This is a genomic window from Pantoea eucrina (assembly GCF_002095385.1).
Classification (GTDB): domain Bacteria; phylum Pseudomonadota; class Gammaproteobacteria; order Enterobacterales; family Enterobacteriaceae; genus Pantoea; species Pantoea eucrina.
Genome location: NZ_MIPP01000013.1, coordinates 1 through 21,370, shown reverse-complemented (window position 1 = coordinate 21,370; position 21,370 = coordinate 1). Strand labels below are relative to the sequence as shown.

The window sequence follows — 21,370 nt, the reverse complement described above, 5'->3', positions numbered from 1 at the left end:
AGCACCTGCCCGGCGCTTTATCAATTAATCGCAGGAAAAACATGAATCATGTCACCTGCGCAGGTTCTGTTTTGCAGTGAAAGATCAAAACGGCTGTTATCCAGGTATTATGATTTGGGATTGGTTATGCAGGCACGCACGGTGGGGCGTCAGGAATGAAAAACAGCAGACACAAAAAAACCGCCTGAAGGCGGTTACGACATTACTTATAGTGCTTTTTTAATTCGGTGTTTTGTATGGTGCCCGGGGCGGGACTTGAACCCGCACGACCATAAGCCGAGGGATTTTAAATCCCTTGTGTCTACCGATTTCACCACCCGGGCAGGGTATAAACTGGAGGCGCGTCCCGGAGTCGAACCGAGGTAGACGGATTTGCAATCCGTTGCATGGCCACTCTGCCAACGCGCCTTTATTCTGATGTGCAACCGGTCAGTGACCCATTGCTGAAACTGGAGCGGGAAACGAGACTCGAACTCGCGACCCCGACCTTGGCAAGGTCGTGCTCTACCAACTGAGCTATTCCCGCATAACTGCTGCTTTACCGAACTTGCTGTTTTTATTCAGCTTCTTGCAGCTGTGCTGCCGTTCGATGCGATGCATTCTACTTATCTCACGCAGTGAGTCAATAAAATTATCACCCACTGCGTCTGTTTGCTGCTTTTTGAATCGTATCGATCAGCTATCGAGCAGATCGCCGCGTGCTGCGCTCAGATACTGAAACATCGACCAGAATGTCAGCACTGCCGCGATATAGAGTGCGACCACGCCAACGCCTACTACCGTAGCATCAGGACGCCACAGCAGCGCAACCAGTGAGAGCATCTGCGCCGTGGTTTTGACTTTACCAATCCATGAGACGGCAACGCTGCTGCGCTTGCCAATTTCCGCCATCCATTCACGCAGCGCAGAGATAATAATCTCGCGGGCGATCATGGTGGCAGCAGGCAGGGTTATCCACCACGCGTGGAAATATTCCGCAACCAGCACCAGCGCCATAGCGACCATGACCTTATCAGCCACCGGATCGAGAAATGCACCAAAGCGCGTGGTTTGTTTCCAGCGACGCGCCAGAAAGCCGTCAAACCAGTCCGTTATGGCGGCAATAACAAAAATCAGCGCTGTCGCAAAAGGCGCCCAGTAAAACGGCAGGTAGAACGCCAGTACAAAAAAAGGAATCAAAAAAACGCGAAACAGGGTAAGACACGTTGGGATGTTATATTGCATATGCCAGTAACTGTCTGGTGTGTGTAGGGTTTAACGTATGTTCCTACATTGCCCCCCCTGTTTCAATGTTAGTGTTTCAGCGAGTGGTATATTTTTTCAGCCAGGGCAAAGGAGATACCGGGCACGCGGGCGATTTCATCCACGCTGGCGTTCATCAGCGGCTGCAGGCCTCCCATATACTTCAGCAGCTGCTGACGCCGTTTAGGTCCGATGCCTTCAATACTTTCCAGCGCGCTGGTGTTCTTCACTTTGGCGCGTTTTTTACGGTGGCCTGAAATTGCATGATTGTGAGCATCATCACGAATATGCTGAATGACATGCAGGGCTGGCGAATCCGGCGGCAGAGAAACGCCCTCACCTTCCGCTTCAAAAAACAGCGTCTCCAGTCCCGCCTTGCGATCGCTGCCTTTAGCGACACCAAGCAGAATCGGGTGCTGTTTATCCCAGCTGACATCCAGTTCCGCAAATACCTCTTTCGCCTGCGCCAGCTGACCCTTACCGCCATCAATCAAAATGACATCCGGAATTTTATCCTGCTCCAGCGCTTTGCCATAACGGCGGCGCAGCACCTGATTCATCGCCGCGTAATCGTCGCCCGGCGTGATCCCCTCGATATTGTAACGCCGGTAATCAGAACGCAGCGGGCCATCCTGATTAAACACCACGCAGGAGGCGATAGTCTGCTCACCCATGGTATGGCTGATATCAAAACACTCCATGCGCTGAATGCTCTCCAGCTTCAGCCAGGAAGCCAGCGCGGCAAGCCGCTGCTGAATAGTGGAGTGCTGCGACAGCTTAGTGGTCAGCGCCGTTGCCGCGTTGGTGCGCGCCAGCTTGAGATAGCGTGCCCGATCGCCGCGCGGCTTGGTCTGTATATTGACTTTGCGACCAGCCAGCGTACTGAGTGATTCAGCCAGCAGGTTGCGTTCTGCCAGGTTAAAATCCAGCAGGATCTCTCCGGGCAGGGTGCGCGCCTCGCTTCCCTGCAGATAAAACTGCCCGACAAAGGTCTGCACCACTTCCGTCAGCTCAGTGTCAGGCGGGACTTTGGGGAAATAGCTGCGGCTTCCCAGTACTTTCCCCTGGCGGATAAACAGCACGTGCAGACAGGCCATGCCCGCATCATAGGCCACGCCCATGACATCAAGATCGTCACCCTGATTTGAGACAAACTGTTTTTCAGTAATGCGGCGTACGGCCTGAATCTGATCGCGCAGCCGCCCCGCCTCTTCAAAACGCAATCCCTGACTTGCCGCCTCCATATGCACTACCAGCTGGTTGATGACCTGATCATCTTTACCGGCCAGAAACAGCCGCACATAGTCTGTCTGCCGGGCATACTCCTCTTCGCTGACCAGACCGGCTACGCACGGACCGAGGCAGCGTCCAATCTGATACTGCAAACAGGGACGCGAGCGATTGCGGTAGACGCTGTTCTCGCACTGGCGAATAGGAAAGACTTTCTGCAGCAGGCCGAGCGTCTCGCGTACCGCGTAGCCATTCGGAAACGGACCGAAATATTCACCTTTGGCGTGTTTGGCACCGCGATGCATCGCCAGCCGGGGGTGTGTATCACCGCTGAGAAAAATATATGGGTACGATTTATCATCGCGCAGCAGCACGTTATAGCGCGGCTGGTAAAGCTTGATGTAGTTATGCTCCAGCAGCAGCGCTTCGGTCTCAGTATGCGTAACCGTAACGTCGATATTGCAAATATTACTGACCAGCACATCCGTTTTACGGCTGCCAGTCTGCGCACGAAAGTAGCTGCTGAGGCGTTTTTTAAGGTCTTTGGCTTTACCGACATAGATCACCGTACCGGCCGCGTCATACATTCGGTAGACGCCAGGCTGGCTGGTTACGGTGCTGAGAAAGGCTTTGGGATTAAAGAGTTCACTCACTACTTATTAATGGCTCCGCGTTGAACAGACCATGACGAATGGCCAGATGCGTTAACTCTACATCACCGCTGATGTTTAGCTTACTGAACATACGATAGCGGTAGCTGTTAACGGTTTTCGGGCTCAGGTTCAACTGTTCGGATATCTCCGTAACTTTTTGTCCCCGGGTAATCATCAGCATAATCTGCAATTCCCGTTCCGACAAACAACTGAAGGGCGATTCCGCTTTCTGCGGCTCGATTTGGCTCAGCGCCATTTGCTGAGCGATATCTGAGGCGATATAGCGCTGTCCAGCGTGGACGGCGCGAATGGCGCTGACCACCTCCTGAGGCGCAGCGCCTTTGCTCAGATAGCCTGAGGCGCCCGCCTGCATTACCCGGGCCGGCAGCGGGTTTTCGGTGTGAATAGTCAGCATAATGATGCGAATATCGGGGTTGTAGCGGACAATTTTGCGCGTCGCTTCCAGTCCGCCGATACCCGGCATATTCATGTCCATCAGAACGACATTCACCGTGTGCTGACGGCACCATTTTACTGCATCCTCTCCGCACGCCGCTTCGCCGGCAATGACCAGTCCTTTGATATCTTCCAGAATGCGACGAATACCGGCACGTACCAGTTCATGGTCATCAACAAGCAGCAGGCTGATCAACGGGACATACTCCGCAGGTTAGAAAGGTAATTAAAAAAGAGCGTAATCTTAGCGTTTTTTATGCGCATTGAACATCAGACATACCAGAACAACCTGCGACGCAATGATCTAAATCAAATAATTAAATCTTTTCAGAAAAAAATCCATTTTCTGCAAACTAAACAGCTTTTTTATTTAACATTTCATTGAATAACAGCATGTTGTAATAAATCTGCCTGTTTTCTTTTTTTAAGCCGAAAAAGTATCAGGCGAGCCAAAACGGTCTGCACTGCCCTGCCTTTAACTGGATCGAATAATGATTTTTCTGGCCTCTGAATGAGAAAGCAAACCTATGATATACTCTCTGTTTTATGCACGGAAAGACAGAATCTGTGTAAATCGATACCACCAGGGAGTTGAAGATGAGTGATGAAGATTTCGTAACGTCGCGTGACACTCAGGCACTGGCTGATGAAGTTGCCTGCCTCAAAATGATGATTACTCTGATTCTCAAAGGCATGGGACAGGCAGACGCCGGTAAAGTAATTATCAATATGGAACGCTATGTGCAAAATGCGCTGGCTGATAAGCCCCAGGCTGAAGTATTCAGCAACACGATCCGTCAGATCAAAACCGCTTACCGTCAGTAAGCGGCCAGCCCCGTGCGCTGCACGGGGTATTAATTGTGCGCCTGCCAGTTAACGGAGACGCCGAGCGAAGGCAGCACCTCTTCCGGACTAAAGCGCCGCGTGCCGCGATATTTTTCCGCCAGTGCCGGCTGTTCAACCGGGATACGGATAGCGAACAGATTATCTTCCGACTGGATCAACCCTGGCGTCAGCGGTTCATAAACCACATTATGCTGTGCAAACATCTTCTCCAGCATCGGCGTGGCCGAGCTAATCAGATACTCCATGCCGCTCAGCTCTGCCAGCTGCACCGAGTGCCACAGGATATTCAGCGGTAATTCCGCATCCACCTCCAGCCGTGCTGAGTAGCGTGACATCTCCCAAACCTTATCCTGCGCAAACGGCAGAAGAATACCTTCAGCCACTTCCGGTTCATGCCACGGCAGTAATCGCGCGCAGCCACAAATGCCTTTACGTGCATTCCAGGCGATAAGCCAGGTCACGTCTGAACGGTCGTAGCGATCGTACTCCTGCCCCGGTGTGCTCAGCCGCGGAGGAATTGACCAGCCTTCGCCACGCGCAAACACGCTATAACGATAGGTACCCAGTTCGGCTAGCAGTGAGGAAGGCATATCCTTTAGCTGTGTTTGAATTATTTTCATCATGCGCCTCTGACATCCCCATGTGTGCAATGATTTTTATCGTGCCAGCCTGGCTAAGTTTCCGGCGCAGGGTAGACAACTCAATACGGATAGGGAACTACCAGTATTAGTAGTTGCCTTTTGCTATATCAGACCTGTCGCTGCGGCATAACACGCTATCTGCGTTTTATTTGAAACGTTAAAACGTTTTTGCATGTTTTTTTGGTGAAAATTCACCGTATGTTCTGATATTGCCAAAATAAGCGAAATCTCTGCCGAGGTTTTTCCTTCAGCTGTCCATTTCAAAATTTCCAGCTCCCGCTCGCTAAATCCCTTAGCCAGCACCACCATTGAGCTATCTTTTAAGCGCTCAAGAACCCGTAAGCTCAGGTCCGCCAGAAAGTTTATCTGTACCTCAAGCTCAACGGTTCGGTGCCTGGAGCGTCCGGGCTGACGTGATGCTATTGATAATATACCAATGGCACGATTTGATGCCATCGCTGAGCAAGAAAAGCCGCTCAGGATTCCCGCTGCCTGCGCATCTGGCCAAAGATTAGCCGCCCCGGTGAAAATCTCAGCACACCACTCAATCCCTTTTCCGGGCTGCTGACAAAGCCGCAGTACAGGATCGACGGCATAGTAGTTATGCCGCTCATAATGCAGGATCCAGGATTCAGGGTAGGTGCTGAACAGGAAAAAACGCGGTCGGGTGAAGGGAACCGGCTGCTGCACAAAAAAGGCAAAGAAGTCGAATCCCAGAGCGACGATTTGCTTTTGCAACAGTGCTTTTAATTGCACCACCTCCGTCAACCCCTGAAACGCTTTTGCTGTTTCGGCTCGCCAGACAAAATAATTATCGGTAGTCATTATTATCCTGACGTATTTAACGTCTTTTATTAACCTGATGCTTGTCCGATTATATCGGTGAGACGTAATCTGAACAGAATGAATAAAAAGGCTCCTGCTGTAGATTGCGTTATACAGCCGGAAAGTTATCGAATTGTTGCCATAAAGCGAGCGCCGCAGTGACCTGACTGCCGGGCCTCAGGCGCATAAAGATACGTGAAACCAGCATAGGATTTTTCTGATAAAGTTTCAATCTTCCACCCATTAAAATTAATTATTAGATGGATAAAAGTTTAGCATCGATTTTAAGTAAAATAATGATTAGCAGAGACATTTACCTTCAGTTAAAAGCGCTAAATGATTTAGTCATGGACGATTTTTAATTCCACTGATAAATAAAGTTACCTCCGGCAATCGGCAACCCTGAGCTATCTGTATCCGCACCACGCTGATGCCTGCGCCATGCGCGACTACGCATTTTATCGGCATAAACTGCCTGCCGCAGTTGCATACGCTGTCATCAGCCGCTGGAATGAAAACAGAGTGAGGCGGATAACCAATATAATTCTGTTTTAACGCGATGATGTCCGCTGCAGATAGCCTGAACAATCTGACGCTGGCACCCGGTTTTTCTTTTGGAGAGTAAATAAATTCACCGGAGATATCTCATTATTAAAACAGATGAGTGTTATTTAAGGCAGACTTATTTCAAACACAAAAATTAGTCGGGTAATGGTTCTCATTTGTAATCACGCCTTCTGCGTCTTTGAGGGACTGGATCTAAAATAGCGTTGGCGCAAATTAACTATTAAGCTGCCCGGCTTTTAAAATTAACAGCCTGCCGCATCAGCGGCAGAATCCACCGCCGCGCATGCCCAGATGAAAGTGTGTGGTATGAGCTGCGTTGTAGTCTGGTCCCAGTGCGTTTCCAAAGCTGGCACAGCCGTTGCGCCAGAGTGCATGCAAACCCGCCGCGCTGCTGGCGGGCTGCTGCCAGTTTCTGGCGACCCGTAACCAGCGGCCATCGGCCAGCTGAAAAGCGGTGACATCCCACGCCTCTGCCGTAGCGTGTTCGCTGCGGCGTCCCTCCTGGCGATGATAGACGTTGCGGCAGGCGTAGCTGCCAACATGCTCAATACGCCGCAGCGGACTGGTGATACCCGCCTGCTGTAATGCAGCATTACTGCGCGTGACATACATCGTACTTGCCACGGCCATCGGACAGCTGACAAGAAAACTGCTGCTGAGCGTAACCGGCCCAAACTGGCTGATACGAACCGGCTGTTCAATTGTGCAGTTACCCCGCACCGGAGGCGTCGTGCGAAAACTTACCCGTCCCTGCGCACTGGCGCGCTCCAGCACCGCCAGACAGGCGGCTGGATCGTGACGCAGTTTCTCCAGCTTGTAACGTGTTATCCAGCCTGGCGCATCCGTGACGTTAAGCGGAATAAACGGATTCCACTGCGCCGGAAGCTGCGATTTCAGCCAGGGCAAGCTCGACCACCCCACCAGAGCAATTATTCCTGTCGCAATGAGTGCGCGCACGGTCTCTGCCTTATCACTTTGCAAACCTGTGACTAAGTGTAGCTGGCTTGCCTCATCTGCCTGTTCTTCCGGGAAAAAGTGCTGCTTATTTACGCAAAGTGACTAAAAGAGCAACCATGTAAATATTTGCTGACAGAGCAAAAAACGCAAAAGGTCACAAAGGTTAAAAAACAATTACCAGACCCGGTGGCCTTTCCTCTATCTTATGCGCTCTTGCCCTGTGCAAAGGCACGTATTTCAACAGCCATCAGAGCTGACACAACATCAAGACAGGAAAGCTATCTTTATGGTTGATCAATCCAAAGCAGCCCTCAGTGAGGCTGAACAGCCGGAAAAACTCCGGCGCAACCTGCATAACCGTCATATTCAGCTTATTGCGATTGGTGGCGCTATCGGAACCGGGCTCTTTATGGGGTCAGGCAAAACCATCAGCCTGGCGGGGCCGTCGATCGTTTTTGTTTATATGATCATCGGCTTCATGCTGTTTTTTGTTATGCGCGCAATGGGAGAGCTGCTGCTCTCTAATCTGGAATATAAATCGTTCAGCGATTTCGCGGCCGATCTGCTCGGCCCGTGGGCGGGCTATTTTACCGGCTGGACCTACTGGTTCTGCTGGGTCGTTACCGGCATCGCTGACGTGGTTGCCATCAGCGCCTATTTTCAGCTCTGGTTCCCCGGATTCTCTATCTGGATGAGCGCGCTGCTGTGCGTCTTTGTCTTTCTGGCGCTGAATATTGCCACCGTCAAACTCTTCGGGGAAATGGAGTTCTGGTTCGCAATTATCAAAATTGTCGCCATTGTTGCCCTGATTATTACCGGTATTGTGCTGGTCAGTACGCACTACCCTTCACCCGGCGGCAGCACGGCATCGCTCAGCAATATCTGGCAGCATGGCGGGATGTTCCCGAAAGGGCTGAGCGGCTTTTTCGCCGGCTTCCAGATTGCCGTGTTCGCTTTTGTCGGTATTGAGCTGGTAGGCACCGCCGCGGCAGAGACCAAAGATCCGCACAAGGTCCTGCCCCGCGCCATCAATGCCATACCGCTGCGCATTATTATGTTTTACGTGCTGGCACTGCTGGTGATCATGGCCGTTACGCCATGGAATCAGGTGATGCCGGATCGCAGCCCGTTTGTAGAGATGTTTGTGCTGATTGGCCTGCCCGCTGCTGCGAGCATCGTTAACTTTGTGGTACTGACCTCAGCGGCCTCGTCAGCCAACAGCGGCATCTTCTCTACCAGCCGCATGCTGTATGGCCTGGCAGAACAGGGGGTAGCGCATAAGGCGTTTGGTCGTCTCTCCGCGCGCGCCGTGCCCACCACCGGCCTGTTCTTCTCCTGTCTCTGTCTGCTGGGCGGCGTCGCGCTGATCTACCTGATCCCGGACGTGATGACGGTGTTTACCATGGTGACCACGGTATCCGCCATTCTGTTTATGTTTGTCTGGACCATCATTCTCTGCAGCTACCTGGCCTACCGTAAACAGCATCCGCAGCGTCACGCGTCGTCAACGTTTAAGATGCCGCTGGGCAAAATTATGTGCTGGGTCTGCATGGCATTTTTTGCTTTCGTGCTGGTGCTGCTGACACTGCAGGAGGATACCCGTCAGGCGCTGATGGTTACGCCGCTGTGGTTTATGCTGCTCACCATGGGCTGGCTGCTGCGACGCCGTAAAGCCTGATCCCGTTCTGTTTAAGGCCCGCATCAGCGGGCCTTTTTCATTTATAACCGCTGCCGGAACTGATGCCAGGCACGCTGGAGTGACGGGTGTGCGGCCGCCTCACGCTGCGGCGCCGCTGCTGGCGCTTCCGGCCTGCCAAGATTAAAAGTAAAGGTGTAATCGGGCGCCTCACCCATACGCAAATCGCTAATCAGCGTATTGCCTGCCTGCTGACGCAGCGCGTAAAAACCGTGACTGAACCAGACAACGCGCTCCGCATGCCACTGCCCTTTAAAAGGGGTCAGCAGCGCCATCTGACGATCGTGCCACGCAATCTGTAACGGCCGCCCGGGTGAAAACAGCGACCAGTACGCTTCGCCATAGCGATCGGGCGTAATAATGACCGTGCGCCAGACCAGCGTGTTGAACGCCGTCGGCGTGACCAGCAGCCGCTGTGATACAACGTGTTGCTGCGCCAGCTGCTGTTCAATCTGCCGCGTGGCGACGCCCTGTATCACCATGCTCCAGCCCAGATAAAGCGTGCTGATTAACAGGCCCAGGCGGGTCCAGCGCACGCCGGTGGCATCACGCCGCCATAGCGCTACGCCCAGTGCGATAAGCAGCGGCAGCGTATAGAGCGGATCGACAATAAACATACTGCCGATGGCAAACGGATAGTCAGTGAGCGGCAGCCCAAGCTGCGTACCATACACGGTAGTGAGATCGAGCAGCGGATGGGTGATCAGCGCCAGCCAGAGGGCCAGGCACCAGCTGCGCCAGTGCGCTTTGCTGCGGGTGATCCCGGCGGCCAGCCAGCCGGCCAGCGGCGCCAGCAGCGTCAGGATCAGCAGCGCATGGCTCTCGGTGCGATGCAGCGTCATATTGCGTATTGCGTCGCCGTGATCGACGAACACATCCAGATCCGGCAGCGTGCCGGCGACTGCCCCCGCCAGGGCCGCCTGCCATACCGGTACCCGGCGGTTCATGACGGCAACGGTAACTGCAGCGCCCAGCGCCAGTTGCGACAGCGAATCCATGCTTCTCCTCCCTCAATCGTTAGCGCACGCGAATGCCTTCGATAATCATCCGCTCTACGTTCTGCAACGTCTGTGCAAAAAAGTCGGGATCCTGCAGCGTCTGCCCGGTGACCGCCTCAACCTGCGAGGCAAAGTCAGCATAGTGCTGCGTGGTGGCCCAGAGCATAAAAAAGAGATGCTGCGGCTGAACGGCAGCCAGCTGTCCGGCGCTGATCCACTGCTCGACTATTGCCGCCTTACTCTCTACCAGTGCTTTCAGGTCGCCCGCCAGTTCACCACGCAGCAGTGGTGCGCCCTGCAGCATCTCCAGACAGAACAGCCGCGATGCCTGAGGATGATCGCGGGAGACCTCAAGCTTCAGGCGAATATAGTGGCGAATGGCCGTCAGGGGATCCTGGTCGGCGCGCAGCGCGCGCAGCGGTGCCAGCCAGACATCCAGAATCTCTTTCAGCACGGCGACATACAACACTTCCTTTGAAGGGTAATAGTAGAGCAGATTTGTTTTTGACACCTCTGCTCCCTCAGCCACCCGGTCAAGGCTGGTGCCATGAATACCGAACTGGGAAAACAGCGCCAGCGCCGCCTGCAGGATAGTGGCGCGTTTTGCGGTCGCCGCCTGCGAACGACGGCGCGGTTTTTTCTCATCATTTTTCATGCTGTTACCTCTCCCTGTCGTGAATTCACATCATAACACAGCTGGCAGATATGGCGGGCTGCACCTTTTTTGCCCGACGGCTGCCTGATTGCTGTGCATTTGTTTTGACCAAATGGTCTGAAAATCGCGGTGCCGTCCCGGCTGGCCGATCGGCGGTTCATATCCTGATGATAAATATAAAAATTATTTATGTGGCACGCGACTTGCAACTAAGAGAGAGCGCCGCCCGCAGGATGCGTGCAGGAAGCAGCGCAGCGCGTGAAACCGTCCTATCAATGCAAAGAGGTGACATATGAAAATTGGTGTCTTTGTTCCGATTGGCAATAACGGCTGGCTGATCTCTACGCATGCGCCGCAGTACATGCCTACTTTTGAACTCAATAAAGCGATTGTGCAGCGCGCTGAGCACTATCACTTCGATTTTGCACTCTCAATGATCAAGCTGCGCGGCTTCGGCGGCAAAACGGAGTTCTGGGATCACAATATGGAGTCCTTTACGCTGATGGCCGGCCTGGCGGCGGTCACCTCGCGGATTGAGATCTACGCCACGGCTGCCACGCTGACGCTGCCACCCGCCATCGTGGCGCGTATGGCTGCGACCATCGACTCAATTTCTGGCGGACGCTTTGGCGTAAACCTCGTCACCGGCTGGCAGAAACCAGAGTATGAGCAGATGGGGATCTGGCCGGGCGATGACTATTTTGCCAGCCGTTATCAATACCTGACTGAGTATGTCACGGTGCTGCGCGATTTATGGGGAACCGGCCAGAGCGACTTCAAAGGTGATTTTTTCACGATGAACGACTGTCGCGTCAGTCCACGGCCGCAGAAGCCGATGAAGGTGATATGCGCCGGACAGAGTGATGCGGGCATGGCATTTTCAGCTCAGCATGCCGACTATAACTTTTGCTTTGGTAAGGGCGTTAATACGCCAGCCGCCTTTGCACCGACCGCAGCCCGCATGAAGCTTGCTGCTGAGCAGGCGGGCCGCGACGTCGGCTCCTACGTTCTGTTTATGATCATCGCCGCCGAGAGCGACGAAGCGGCCCGCGCAAAATGGGAGCACTACAAAGCGGGCGCCGACGAAGAGGCACTCGCGTGGCTCACGACTCAGAGCCAGCAGGATACCCGTTCAGGCAGCGATACTAACGTGCGTCAGATGGCTGACCCGACCTCCGCCGTTAACATCAATATGGGCACGTTAGTTGGCTCCTTTGCCAGCGTGGCACGCATGCTGGATGAAGTGGCTCAGGTTGATGGTACGCACGGCGTGCTGCTGACCTTTGATGATTTCCTGGAGGGTATTGAAGCGTTCGGCCAGCGCATACAGCCGCTGATGCAGTGCCGTCGCAACGTGATCGCCGCGGCGCAGGAGGTAGCATAATGAAAACCGTCACCTGCGCACACACCGGCACCACACCGCATATCACTCTGCCCGCCCGTCCGGAGGCGATCGCCCTGCCTCCGGCTCAGAGCGCGCTGATTGTCGTCGACATGCAGAATGCCTACGCCACTAAAGGCGGCTATCTCGACCTGGCGGGATTTGATGTCTCTGCCACCGAGCCGGTTATCGCCAGAATTCATCAGGCGGTCACCGCGGCACGCGCTGCCGGCGTACAGATTATCTGGTTCCAGAACGGCTGGGACAGCGATTACACCGAGGCGGGCGATGCGGGCTCCCCCAATTTTCACAAATCTAATGCGCTGAAAACCATGCGCCGCCAGCCTGAGCTGCAGGGCACCCTGCTGGCGAAAGGCACCTGGGATTATGCGCTGGTGGATGCGCTGACGCCCGAACCGGGCGATATTGTGCTGCCAAAACCGCGCTACAGCGGCTTTTTCAATACGCCGCTCGACAGCATGCTGCGCAGCCGCGGGATCCGTCATCTGATTTTTACCGGCATCGCCACCAACGTCTGCGTCGAGTCCACGCTGCGTGACGGCTTCTTTCTGGAATATTTCGGCGTGGTACTGGCTGACGCCACGCATCAGGCCGGACCTGATTTTGCGCAGCAGGCCGCGCTGTTCAATATCGAAACGTTTTTCGGCTGGGTCAGCGATACACAAACGTTCTGCGAAGCCCTGCAGGGTCAGTAACTTTTCGTTATCAGGAGATCAGACTATGCCCAAACGCGTCATTATCCCGGCTGGCAGCAGTACGCCGATCGCCCCGTTCGTACCCGGAACGCTGGCTGACGGCGTGGTGTACGTTTCCGGCACCCTGCCGTTCGATGCGGACAATAACGTGGTTCACGTCGGCGATGCGGCCGCGCAAACCCGCCACGTGCTGGAGACCATCAAAAACGTCATTGAAACCGCCGGCGGCTGCATGGCAGATGTCACGTTCAACTCTATTTTCATTACCGACTGGCAGCACTACGCCGCCGTGAATCAGGTCTATGCCGACTATTTTCCCGGCGATAAGCCCGCGCGCTTCTGTATTCAGTGCGGTCTGGTAAAACCTGACGCGCTGGTTGAGATTGCGTCTGTGGCGCACATCGGACAGGCGGAGGCGTAATGAAGCTGGATATCCACGGGTTGACCACTGCCGATGCGCCCACGCTGGTCCTCGCATCAGGCCTTGGTGGCGTTGCCGGATTCTGGCAGCCACAGCTGGCGGCGCTCAGCACCCGCTACCGCGTTGTCACATACGATCAGCGCGGCACCGGGCGCAGTGCAGCACCGCTGCCTGAGGGTTACAGCCTGGCGATGATGGCAGCCGAGCTGGCGGAGGCGCTGGAACAGCATCAGATCGCGCGCTACAGCGTGGCTGGCCATGCGCTTGGGGGGCTGATTGGTTTGCAAATGGCGCTGGATCACCCCGATCGGGTTGAGCGCGTGGCGGTCATTAACGGCTGGCTGACGCTCAGCCCCCATACCGCGCGCTGTTTTAAGGTCAGAGAGGATCTGCTGCTGCAGGCGGGTACCGAAGCCTTTGTACGCGCTCAGCCGCTGTTTCTCTATCCTGCCGAATGGCTGGCGCAGCATCAGGCGCGCGCTGAGGCAGAAGAGAGGCATCACCAGCAGCACTTTCAGGGCGCAGAGAATCTGTTGCGTCGTCTGCACGCGCTGAAAACGGCAGATTTTCGTGCCTGCGCCGCGCGCATCACCCAGCCGGTGCTGGCGATCTGCAGCCAGGACGATCTGCTGGTGCCGTGGAGCTGTTCAGCACAGCTGGCGGCAGCGCTGCCGCAGGGCCAGCTGCTGACCATGCCGTGGGGCGGCCACGCCATGAGCGTGACCGATAGCGATAATTTTAACACGCTGCTGCTGCGCTGGCTGGCTGAGACCGCTCAGCCCGCCTGTCTGGCAGCGGGCTGAGATCAGGAGTCTGAACATGAGCCTACATGCCCTTCCGGATTTACCCGCAGTCGATCGCGACACCTTTCGCAACGCTATGGCGCAGCTGGGTGCAGCCGTTAATGTTATCACCACCGATGGCCCGGCAGGCGTGGCTGGCTTTACCGCCTCCGCCGTCTGCAGCGTGACCGACTCCCCGCCGACGCTGCTGGTCTGCCTGAACCGCTCCGCCTCAGCCTGGCCGGCGTTTCGCGATAACCGTGCACTCTGCGTCAATACCCTCTCGGCAGACCAGCACGCCCTCTCCACGCTGTTCGGGGGCAAAACCGCGATGGCGGATCGCTTTGCCGCCGCGCAGTGGCAGACGCTTGCCAGCGGTGCTCCGCTGCTGGAGGCCGCGCTGATCTCCTTTGACTGCGAGATAACACAGCGGGTCAGCGTTGGCACACACGATATTCTGTTCTGTACGGTGCTGGCCGTGGCCCAGGGCGAGGCGCGCCAGGGGCTCGCCTGGTTCGATCGCGGTTATCACACCTTCTCCCGGCAGGATGCCCGCTGATACCGCATAACGCGGCCTGTTCTACTCACTCTCAGGAGATGATCTATGGCGAGTACCTGGTTTCCACGCTGGCGCGTTAAGTCAGCAATGACCGACGACGGCTTGATTGCCCCGGACGAGACGCTGCCGCTCGGGCAGACGCTGGTGCTTGGGCTGCAGCATGCGGTCGCAATGTTTGGCGCAACGGTACTGATGCCGCTGCTGATGGGGCTGGATGCCAATCTCGCTGTGTTACTCTCCGGGATCGGTACGCTGCTGTTCTTTTTTATTACCGGCGGGCGCGTACCGAGCTATCTCGGTTCCAGCGCCGCTTTTGTGGGCGTAGTGATTGCGGTCACCGGTTTCACCGGCCAGGGCCTTAACACTCACCTCTCCGTGGCGCTGGGCGGCATTATCGCCTGCGGCGCGCTCTATACCCTGATTGGTCTGATTGTGATGAAAGTGGGTACCGGCTGGATTGAGCGCCTGATGCCGCCGGTCGTCACCGGCGCCGTCGTTATGGCGATTGGCCTGAACCTGGCGCCGATTGCGGTGCACAGTGTTTCTGCCACCCTCTTTGACAGCTGGATGGCGGTGCTGACGGTGCTCTGTATCGGACTGGTGGCGGTCATGACGCGCGGGCTGGTACAGCGCCTGTTGATCCTGGCAGGGCTGATCGTGGCCTGGGCGTTCTATGCGCTGCTGACCAATGGCTTCGGCCTCGGTAAACCGGTGGATTTCAGCGGCGTGGCGCACGCCGCCTGGTTTGGCGTGCCGCATACGACCGCCCCTGTGTTCGACCTGCAGGCGATAGTGATGATTGCGCCGGTCGCCATTATTCTGGTCGCTGAAAATCTGGGGCATATTAAAGCGGTAGCAGCTATGACCGGACGCAATCTCGATCCGTGGATGGGCCGGGCGTTTGTTGGCGACGGTCTGGCCACTATGCTCTCTGGCTCTGCCGGCGGCAGCGGCGTAACAACCTATGCCGAAAACATAGGCGTCATGGCGGTTACGCGCGTCTACTCTACGCTGGCGTTCGTCGCCGCGGCCCTGATCGCAATACTGCTGGGTTTTTCACCGAAATTTGGCGCACTCATCCATACCGTGCCAGCACCGGTCATAGGCGGCGCGTCTATCGTGGTATTTGGCCTGATTGCGGTGGCCGGTGCCCGTATCTGGCTGCAGAATCAGGTCGATCTCGGGCAGAACGGTAATCTGATCATGGTCGCTACCACGCTGGTTCTGGGCGCCGGCGATTTTGCGCTTAAGATCGGCAGCTTCACGCTCGGCGGTATCGGCACCGCGACCTTTGGCGCCATTATCCTGAACGCCATTCTGCAGCACCGTAGCCGCGCGCCGGCCGGTTCAGCTGCACAGCCACACGGTTAAGGCTTCTGCGGTGCCTCATCGGGCACCGCTTTCTTACGCCGCAGCCGCAGCTCACTGACAATCACGCCACAGACAATCAGCGCACCGCCCAGCAGCGCGGCCGCAGGCAGTCGCTCCCCCGCGAGACGCCCGACAATTCCCGCCCAGACCGGCTCTCCGGCATAAATTACCGTAGCGCGTACCGGTGACACACTGCGCTGGGCCCAGTTCATCGTCACCTGAATCAGGGCGCTGGCGGCGCCCAGGCCTGCAGCGCTCAGCACCAGCGGCAGAGAAAACGACGGCAGCGCTTCACCATTCGGGATCATAAACAGAAAGGCGCAAGCGGAGGCGACCAGCAGCTGCACCAGCGTTACCCGCCGCACATCCACCTGTCCGGCATAGCGGCTAATCAGAATGATCTCGGCAGCAATCGCCAGCGTGCTCAGCAGGGTCGCGCTCTCCCCGGCGCTGAGGGCGATGCCGCTCTGTTGCGGCCCCGCCACCAGCACCAGGCCGCTGAACGCCAGCGCAATGCCCAGCCATGCCATAATGCCCGGCGGCCGGCGCAGCACCAGCCACTGCAGCAGCGGCACCACCGGAACATAGAGCGCCGTCAGAAAGGCAGACTGGCTGCTGGAGATAGTCTGCATCCCCCAGGTTTGCAGGCCATAACCGCCCGCAATAGCCAGGCCAATCATTGTGCCCGCTCTGATTTCAAGCCAGGTCAGCGCGCGCAGATAGCGCCAGAAAAAACAGGCCAGCAGCAGTGACGCCGTGGCAAATCGCAGTCCGACAAAAAAAAACGGACCGGAGTATGCCATGGCGCGGTGCACCACCAGAAACGTGCCGCCCCAGACCATGGTGATGAAAATCAGCACCAGTTCCTGACGGGTAATGCGCAGATAAAGACGTGCAGGTAACGCAGACATAGAACACCTGATAAGTAGCCAGGCGTCATTCTGGCGTAACCCGGCCCGCAGGCGCAACAGCCGGCCGGGGTTATCTGCTCAGCGTGCAGCAATGTGATTCGCGTTCAGAATTACGACTCATCTGAAAAAATGCCATTTTAATACTAAAAATCATAACGTTAAATTTTTAAGCGTGCTAAATCTCAGCGGGCAGCTACGCCATTTCCCGGCAGCCCGCGCATGCTCTTCTATACTCTTTTTACTTATCTTACCGGGAGGTTAGAACCACAATGGCAAAAGTTCTGGTGCTCTATTACTCAATGTATGGACATGTGGAAACCATGGCGCAGGCGGTTGCAGAAGGCGTGCAGCGCGTCAGCGGAGCCGAAGTGACTATTTTGCGCGTGCCGGAGAGTATGGATGCGGCGCGTTTTGCTGAGGTTGGCGGCAAGGTCGATCAGCAGGCAGCTGAGGCAACGCCGGACGATCTGACGCAGTATGATGCCATTATCGTCGGCACGCCGACCCGCTTTGGTAACATGTCAGGCCAGATGCGCAACTTCTGGGACCGTACCGGCGGGCTGTGGGCCTCAGGCGCACTGCATGGAAAACTGGCCAGCGTGTTTACTTCTACCGGTACCGGCGGGGGCCAGGAACTGACGATAACGTCAGTATGGACTACGCTTGCCCATCACGGCATGGTCATTATTCCAATCGGCTACGGCACTAAAGAGATGTTTGATATCTCACAGGTGCGCGGCGGAACGCCTTATGGTGCGTCGACGCTGGCAGGCGGCGATGGTTCACGCCAGCCCACGCCTGAAGAGCTGCAAATTGCCCGCTATCAGGGTGAACATGTCGCCACTCTGGCGGTAAAACTCAAAGGATAAACTCAACAGGAGATCATTATGTCTACAGACCAGTCCAGAGCACATCGCGTCGGCGAATGGGCGAAAATTCGTCAGACGTCCCCGGAAATTGCAGAAGCGATCTTTGAAGTTGCCAATTACGATGAAAAACTGGCAGAGCAGATCTGGGAGCAGCAGGGCAATGATGATGTGCTGATGCGCGCGTTTGATAAAACCGATCAGGATGTTCTGACATGGGACAACGTCCCTGTCGAGCGCAAAAACGTGTGAGAACCGGCGGGCATGGCCCGCCTTTTTTATGGCAACACCAACAGGGGGACGCGATGACGGCTTACCAGAGCATCAATCCGGCAAATAATCAGCTGCTGAAAAACTGGGAGACACATGATGACGCCCGGGTGTACCAGGCGCTCGAAACCGCAGATGCGCTCTACCACTCAGCCTGGAGCAAAGGTGACATCCAGCCACGCCTTCAGGTGCTGAGCCGCCTGGCCGATCTCATGGAGCAGCGCAAAGAGGAGCTGGCCACCATAGCGAGTCGCGAAATGGGCAAGCTGATTGGTCAGAGCCGTGGTGAAGTCAGCATCTGCATCAGCATTGCGCGATATTACGCTGAGCATGCCGCTGCTTTTCTGCAGCCTCAGCCCTACGCCAGCGAAATCGGGGAAGCCTGGGTGGAATATCATCCGATTGGCGTTATCGTTGCGGTTGAACCATGGAACTTCCCTTATTATCAGCTGATGCGTGTTCTGGCACCTAATCTGGCGCTGGGTAATCCGGTGCTGGCAAAACATGCCAATATTGTGCCGCACTGCGCGGATATCTTTGAGCAACTGGTACGTGAAGCGGGTGCACCAGAAGGTGCCTGGAGTAATTTGTTTATCTCCAATGAGCAGGTGGCGGATCTTATCGCTGACGATCGCGTTCAGGGCGTGGCGCTGACCGGCTCCGAACGCGCCGGCAGTGCGGTTGCACAGCAGGCGGGCAAACACCTGAAAAAATCCACTCTTGAACTGGGTGGCAATGACGTCTTTATTGTTCTGGACGATGCTGACCTGGATGAAGCGGTACGCCAGGGCGTGCAGGCACGTCTGAGCAACTGCGGACAGGTCTGCACCGCTGCTAAACGGTTTATTGTGCACGCGCAGATCGCCGAGGCGTTCATGAGCAAATTCAGCGCCGCGCTGCAGTCCGCTGTGCCGGGCGATCCGCTGGATGAAAAAACCACGCTCGGACCGCTCTCTTCCCTTGATGCGCGCGACCGGCTGGCGCGACAGGTTGAAGAGGCGGTAGAGCATGGCGCAGAGCTGCGCTTTGGCGGGCGCATTATTGAAGGCGTCGGATGCTACTATCAGCCCACTCTGCTGACCGGGCTGACGCCCGATAATCCCGCTTATTATCAGGAGTTTTTTGGCCCGGTTGCGCAGCTCTATATTGCAGAGAGTGATGAGGCTGCCGTGGCGCTGGCGAACGATTCACACTATGGCCTTGGCGGATCTATCTGGACGCGGGATATGGCGCGCGCGCGCCGGCTGGCGTCACAGATTGAAACCGGCATGGTGTTTATCAATTCACAGAGTGACACCGCAGCTGAGCTCCCCTTTGGCGGGATAAAACGCTCCGGTTACGGGCGTGAACTTTCCGATCTCGGTCTGAAAGAGTTTGCCAATCAGAAGCTGGTGGTTATTGCCGGCTGACGACCAAAAAAAACCCCGCCAGAGCGGGGTTTTTTATAGCCTGCTGCCGGTTAACCTGCGGTAGCAGGTTGCTGAGCTGGCTTTGCCTCAGCGGCGGGTTTACCGGATGCCGCCTCCGGCTGCGCGTTTTGCGCTGCAGCAGCATCAGCTTTCGCTTTATCTTCTGCTGCTTTGTCCGCTTTCGCTTTATCAGCCGCCGCTTTATCAGCGGCTGCTTTGTCCGCTTTCGCCTTATCAGCAGCGGTTTTCTCTGCGGCAGCGTCTGCTTTCGCTTTATCAGCAGCGGCTTTATCTGCGGCGGCGTCTGCTTTCGCTTTATCAGCAGCCGCCTGTTCAGCTTTAGCTTTAGCGTTATCGTCAGCCGGTTTCTCTGCGGCAGCTTTCGCGTCCGGCGCATTGTCTGCTGCCTGCTGCGGCTTCGCTTCCTGCGCGGCCGCAGGCTGCATAGGCGTCCCCTGCAGTGCGCTGTTCAGCGCCGCAGAGAACTGCTCCCAGCTGCAATAGCCATTGGCATCAGTATCACAGCCGGCAAGCTGCAGCGTGACACGTTTTGGCGGATTTTTGAGGCTCAGCACATCTGCGTTACGCAGCTGATCGGCGGTCTGATAGACATACTCTATTTTCAGCAGATCTTTGTTATTTTTGCCATCGTGCCAGCGTTCAAATACAACCTGTCCGCCGATAGGGGTTTTCTCATCGTTGCCCGGCAGAGTGTAAGGCTTCACCTGCAGCGCGCTGAGCAGCGAGGCGATATTTGAATCGTGCCCTACCATCAGCGTCACTTTAGGTGCGCCGGCCTTATCTTCATCAACCAGCTGGCTGCGGATGTAATCCACCAGCGGTGCAGCAACTTCACGCGCAACCTCTGGCGAGCTGAAGAGCGCATCCTGATAACCGTTTTTGACTGACGCCAGCTCTTTCCACTGCTCAGGCGTTTTAATCTGCCCCCAGGCAACCTGCTCTGCCGGGAAACCTTCGTAATATTGCAGCGTGAACGCATCAACAAGGGAATTACCGATTTTCAGCGGACCGCTGACGCCTGGCTCTTTGCCATTATCTGCGCTGAAAGTGTTATCACCGCTGTCCAGCGTGCACTGCTTTTTACCATTGCAGGCAGGCGACGATTTATAATCAACAATCTTTTCCAGACGCTGCAGCGCAGGCTTCAGTGCCAGCTTCTCATTTTCTGCCGTCATCGCCGCCAGCGCTTTTTTGTTAAACGCTTCGCTGTCATCGGTAATCACCGGATTAAAGATGGGATCCATCGTTCCCATGGCATCCTGATGCGTTACCGCAACGTCACAGCCAGGAAAGGCACCCGCAGCAAAAAACTGTGCGGTCGCAACGGTGCGCTGCAGGCTATTTGCATAAATAAAAACATCGCTGGTATCCGGGCAATTGCCGCCAGCCAGCAGCCCCTGCTGCGTCAGCCACTGACGGGTATATTTACCCATATAGACTTCCAGCACGCCACCTTTGGTGGTGAGTTCACCGCCCGGCACATCCCATTGCGGCCAGCTCTTTTTAGTGGATTGCTCCAGTGCGCTGCCGTTTGTCGCCAGCGGCGCACGCAGATTGTGACGGCTCAGCATCAGCACCTGCTGCAGCTGCATATCCCCTTCTGCTGCGGTCGCTGACAGGCTTACCGGAAGCGCCGCAACAACTGACAACGCGCAAAGACTCAGTTTTTTGATCATTGTGCCCATTCCATAATTCATCAGTGAAACACTCTGGCATTCAAACGATTAGCCCGCCAAAGAGCGAATTACCGCACAGTGTAACTCAGCTTGCTGACGAAAATCGCCCGCTGTTTATAAAAACTGTGAATGGACTATAGCAGCAAACGTCAGGGTTAGAGCAGCAGGAAGGGTCGGGGCGGGAAAAGCAAAAAGCCCGCATCGCTGCGGGCTTCTTTAAA

General features: G+C 55.8%; 21 protein-coding genes and 3 tRNA genes. 11 read left to right on the top strand and 13 right to left on the bottom strand.

All coding sequences use genetic code 11. The features are described from left to right. Positions 1 to 237: 237 nt before the first annotated feature. The 6 genes from HA43_RS07830 to uvrY form a co-directional block, all read right to left on the bottom strand. Positions 238 to 323, bottom strand: a tRNA-Leu gene (locus tag HA43_RS07830). 11 nt (positions 324 to 334) lie between these two features. Continuing rightward, positions 335 to 408, bottom strand: a tRNA-Cys gene (locus HA43_RS07825). 42 nt (positions 409 to 450) lie between these two features. Next, positions 451 to 526 (bottom strand) — tRNA-Gly (locus HA43_RS07820). 149 nt (positions 527 to 675) lie between these two features. Beyond that, complete coding sequence (pgsA, locus tag HA43_RS07815) at positions 676 to 1,224, bottom strand: CDP-diacylglycerol--glycerol-3-phosphate 3-phosphatidyltransferase (protein ID WP_039383718.1); 549 nt, start codon at positions 1,222 to 1,224, stop codon at positions 676 to 678. Positions 1,225 to 1,292: 68 nt separating this feature from the next. Continuing rightward, the gene (gene uvrC / locus HA43_RS07810; RefSeq protein WP_094111360.1) at positions 1,293 to 3,125 is read right to left on the bottom strand and encodes an excinuclease ABC subunit UvrC; all 1,833 of its coding nucleotides are present in this window, start codon (positions 3,123 to 3,125) and stop codon (positions 1,293 to 1,295) included. Continuing rightward, positions 3,118 to 3,777 carry a UvrY/SirA/GacA family response regulator transcription factor gene (gene uvrY / locus HA43_RS07805; protein WP_039383715.1) on the bottom strand — a complete coding sequence of 220 codons (660 nt, stop codon included), beginning with the start codon at positions 3,775 to 3,777 and terminating at the stop codon, positions 3,118 to 3,120. The genes uvrC and uvrY overlap by 8 nt, the downstream gene beginning before the upstream one ends. A 401-nt stretch (positions 3,778 to 4,178) precedes the next feature. On the opposite strand from uvrY, the gene HA43_RS07800 reads away from it, so the two are divergent. Then, on the top strand, positions 4,179 to 4,406 hold the full coding sequence (locus HA43_RS07800) for a DUF2594 family protein (RefSeq protein WP_039383713.1): 228 nt from the start codon (positions 4,179 to 4,181) through the stop codon (positions 4,404 to 4,406). Between the two features lie 29 nt (positions 4,407 to 4,435). Here HA43_RS07800 and HA43_RS07795 read toward each other — a convergent pair whose 3' ends face one another. The 3 genes from HA43_RS07795 to HA43_RS07785 form a co-directional block, all read right to left on the bottom strand. Then, entirely contained in the window at positions 4,436 to 5,047 is a 612-nt protein-coding gene (locus HA43_RS07795; RefSeq protein ID WP_094111359.1) for an acyl-homoserine-lactone synthase, read from the bottom strand. A gap of 123 nt (positions 5,048 to 5,170) precedes the next feature. After that, positions 5,171 to 5,893, bottom strand: a complete 723-nt coding sequence (locus HA43_RS07790) for an autoinducer binding domain-containing protein (RefSeq protein WP_094111358.1) — start codon at positions 5,891 to 5,893, stop codon at positions 5,171 to 5,173. Between the two features lie 825 nt (positions 5,894 to 6,718). Beyond that, positions 6,719 to 7,417 carry an extensin-like domain-containing protein gene (locus HA43_RS07785; RefSeq protein ID WP_094111357.1) on the bottom strand — a complete coding sequence of 233 codons (699 nt, stop codon included), beginning with the start codon at positions 7,415 to 7,417 and terminating at the stop codon, positions 6,719 to 6,721. Between the two features lie 286 nt (positions 7,418 to 7,703). Here HA43_RS07785 and cycA point away from each other — a divergent pair, with 286 nt between their 5' ends. Continuing rightward, a complete protein-coding gene (gene cycA, locus HA43_RS07780) occupies positions 7,704 to 9,095 on the top strand; it encodes a D-serine/D-alanine/glycine transporter (RefSeq protein ID WP_039383706.1) in 1,392 nt (463 codons plus the stop codon). Between the two features lie 41 nt (positions 9,096 to 9,136). On the opposite strand, the gene HA43_RS07775 is transcribed toward cycA, so the two are convergent. Continuing rightward, positions 9,137 to 10,111 carry a metal-dependent hydrolase gene (locus tag HA43_RS07775; RefSeq protein WP_094111356.1) on the bottom strand — a complete coding sequence of 325 codons (975 nt, stop codon included), beginning with the start codon at positions 10,109 to 10,111 and terminating at the stop codon, positions 9,137 to 9,139. Between the two features lie 19 nt (positions 10,112 to 10,130). After that, positions 10,131 to 10,766 (bottom strand): HTH-type transcriptional regulator RutR, encoded by a 636-nt coding sequence (gene rutR, locus HA43_RS07770; RefSeq protein ID WP_094111355.1) that lies wholly within the window; start codon positions 10,764 to 10,766, stop codon positions 10,131 to 10,133. Between the two features lie 292 nt (positions 10,767 to 11,058). On the opposite strand from rutR, the gene rutA reads away from it, so the two are divergent. Genes rutA through rutG form a run of 6 tightly spaced genes read left to right on the top strand, consistent with a single transcriptional unit; the run spans position 11,059 to position 15,996 of the window. Then, positions 11,059 to 12,150: a pyrimidine utilization protein A gene (gene rutA, locus HA43_RS07765; RefSeq protein WP_094111354.1), complete on the top strand. Its 1,092-nt coding sequence runs from the start codon at positions 11,059 to 11,061 to the stop codon at positions 12,148 to 12,150. After that, positions 12,150 to 12,863 carry a pyrimidine utilization protein B gene (gene rutB / locus HA43_RS07760; protein WP_039383697.1) on the top strand — a complete coding sequence of 238 codons (714 nt, stop codon included), beginning with the start codon at positions 12,150 to 12,152 and terminating at the stop codon, positions 12,861 to 12,863. The genes rutA and rutB overlap by 1 nt, the downstream gene beginning before the upstream one ends. A gap of 25 nt (positions 12,864 to 12,888) precedes the next feature. Continuing rightward, a complete protein-coding gene (gene rutC, locus HA43_RS07755) occupies positions 12,889 to 13,284 on the top strand; it encodes a pyrimidine utilization protein C (protein WP_039383696.1) in 396 nt (131 codons plus the stop codon). After that, positions 13,284 to 14,087 (top strand): pyrimidine utilization protein D, encoded by an 804-nt coding sequence (rutD, locus tag HA43_RS07750; protein ID WP_039383693.1) that lies wholly within the window; start codon positions 13,284 to 13,286, stop codon positions 14,085 to 14,087. The genes rutC and rutD overlap by 1 nt, the downstream gene beginning before the upstream one ends. Before the next feature lie 16 nt (positions 14,088 to 14,103). Continuing rightward, positions 14,104 to 14,625: an NADH-dependent FMN reductase RutF gene (gene rutF, locus HA43_RS07745; protein ID WP_039383691.1), complete on the top strand. Its 522-nt coding sequence runs from the start codon at positions 14,104 to 14,106 to the stop codon at positions 14,623 to 14,625. Positions 14,626 to 14,670: 45 nt separating this feature from the next. Continuing rightward, on the top strand, positions 14,671 to 15,996 hold the full coding sequence (gene rutG, locus HA43_RS07740; protein WP_094111353.1) for a pyrimidine utilization transport protein G: 1,326 nt from the start codon (positions 14,671 to 14,673) through the stop codon (positions 15,994 to 15,996). On the opposite strand, the gene HA43_RS07735 is transcribed toward rutG, so the two are convergent. Next, complete coding sequence (locus HA43_RS07735; RefSeq protein WP_039383685.1) at positions 15,993 to 16,907, bottom strand: DMT family transporter; 915 nt, start codon at positions 16,905 to 16,907, stop codon at positions 15,993 to 15,995. The genes rutG and HA43_RS07735 overlap by 4 nt on opposite strands. A 269-nt stretch (positions 16,908 to 17,176) precedes the next feature. On the opposite strand from HA43_RS07735, the gene wrbA reads away from it, so the two are divergent. From wrbA to HA43_RS07720, 3 genes are read left to right on the top strand one after another with little or no spacing between them, the layout of a single operon-like run. After that, complete coding sequence (wrbA, locus tag HA43_RS07730) at positions 17,177 to 17,776, top strand: NAD(P)H:quinone oxidoreductase (protein WP_065649652.1); 600 nt, start codon at positions 17,177 to 17,179, stop codon at positions 17,774 to 17,776. Positions 17,777 to 17,794: 18 nt separating this feature from the next. After that, the gene (locus HA43_RS07725) at positions 17,795 to 18,025 is read left to right on the top strand and encodes a YccJ family protein (RefSeq protein ID WP_039383674.1); all 231 of its coding nucleotides are present in this window, start codon (positions 17,795 to 17,797) and stop codon (positions 18,023 to 18,025) included. 53 nt (positions 18,026 to 18,078) lie between these two features. Next, complete coding sequence (locus HA43_RS07720) at positions 18,079 to 19,452, top strand: NAD-dependent succinate-semialdehyde dehydrogenase (protein WP_094111352.1); 1,374 nt, start codon at positions 18,079 to 18,081, stop codon at positions 19,450 to 19,452. Between the two features lie 50 nt (positions 19,453 to 19,502). On the opposite strand, the gene agp is transcribed toward HA43_RS07720, so the two are convergent. Beyond that, positions 19,503 to 21,149, bottom strand: coding sequence for a bifunctional glucose-1-phosphatase/inositol phosphatase (gene agp, locus HA43_RS07715; protein ID WP_094111351.1), 1,647 nt, complete (start codon positions 21,147 to 21,149; stop codon positions 19,503 to 19,505). Positions 21,150 to 21,370 lie beyond the last annotated feature (221 nt).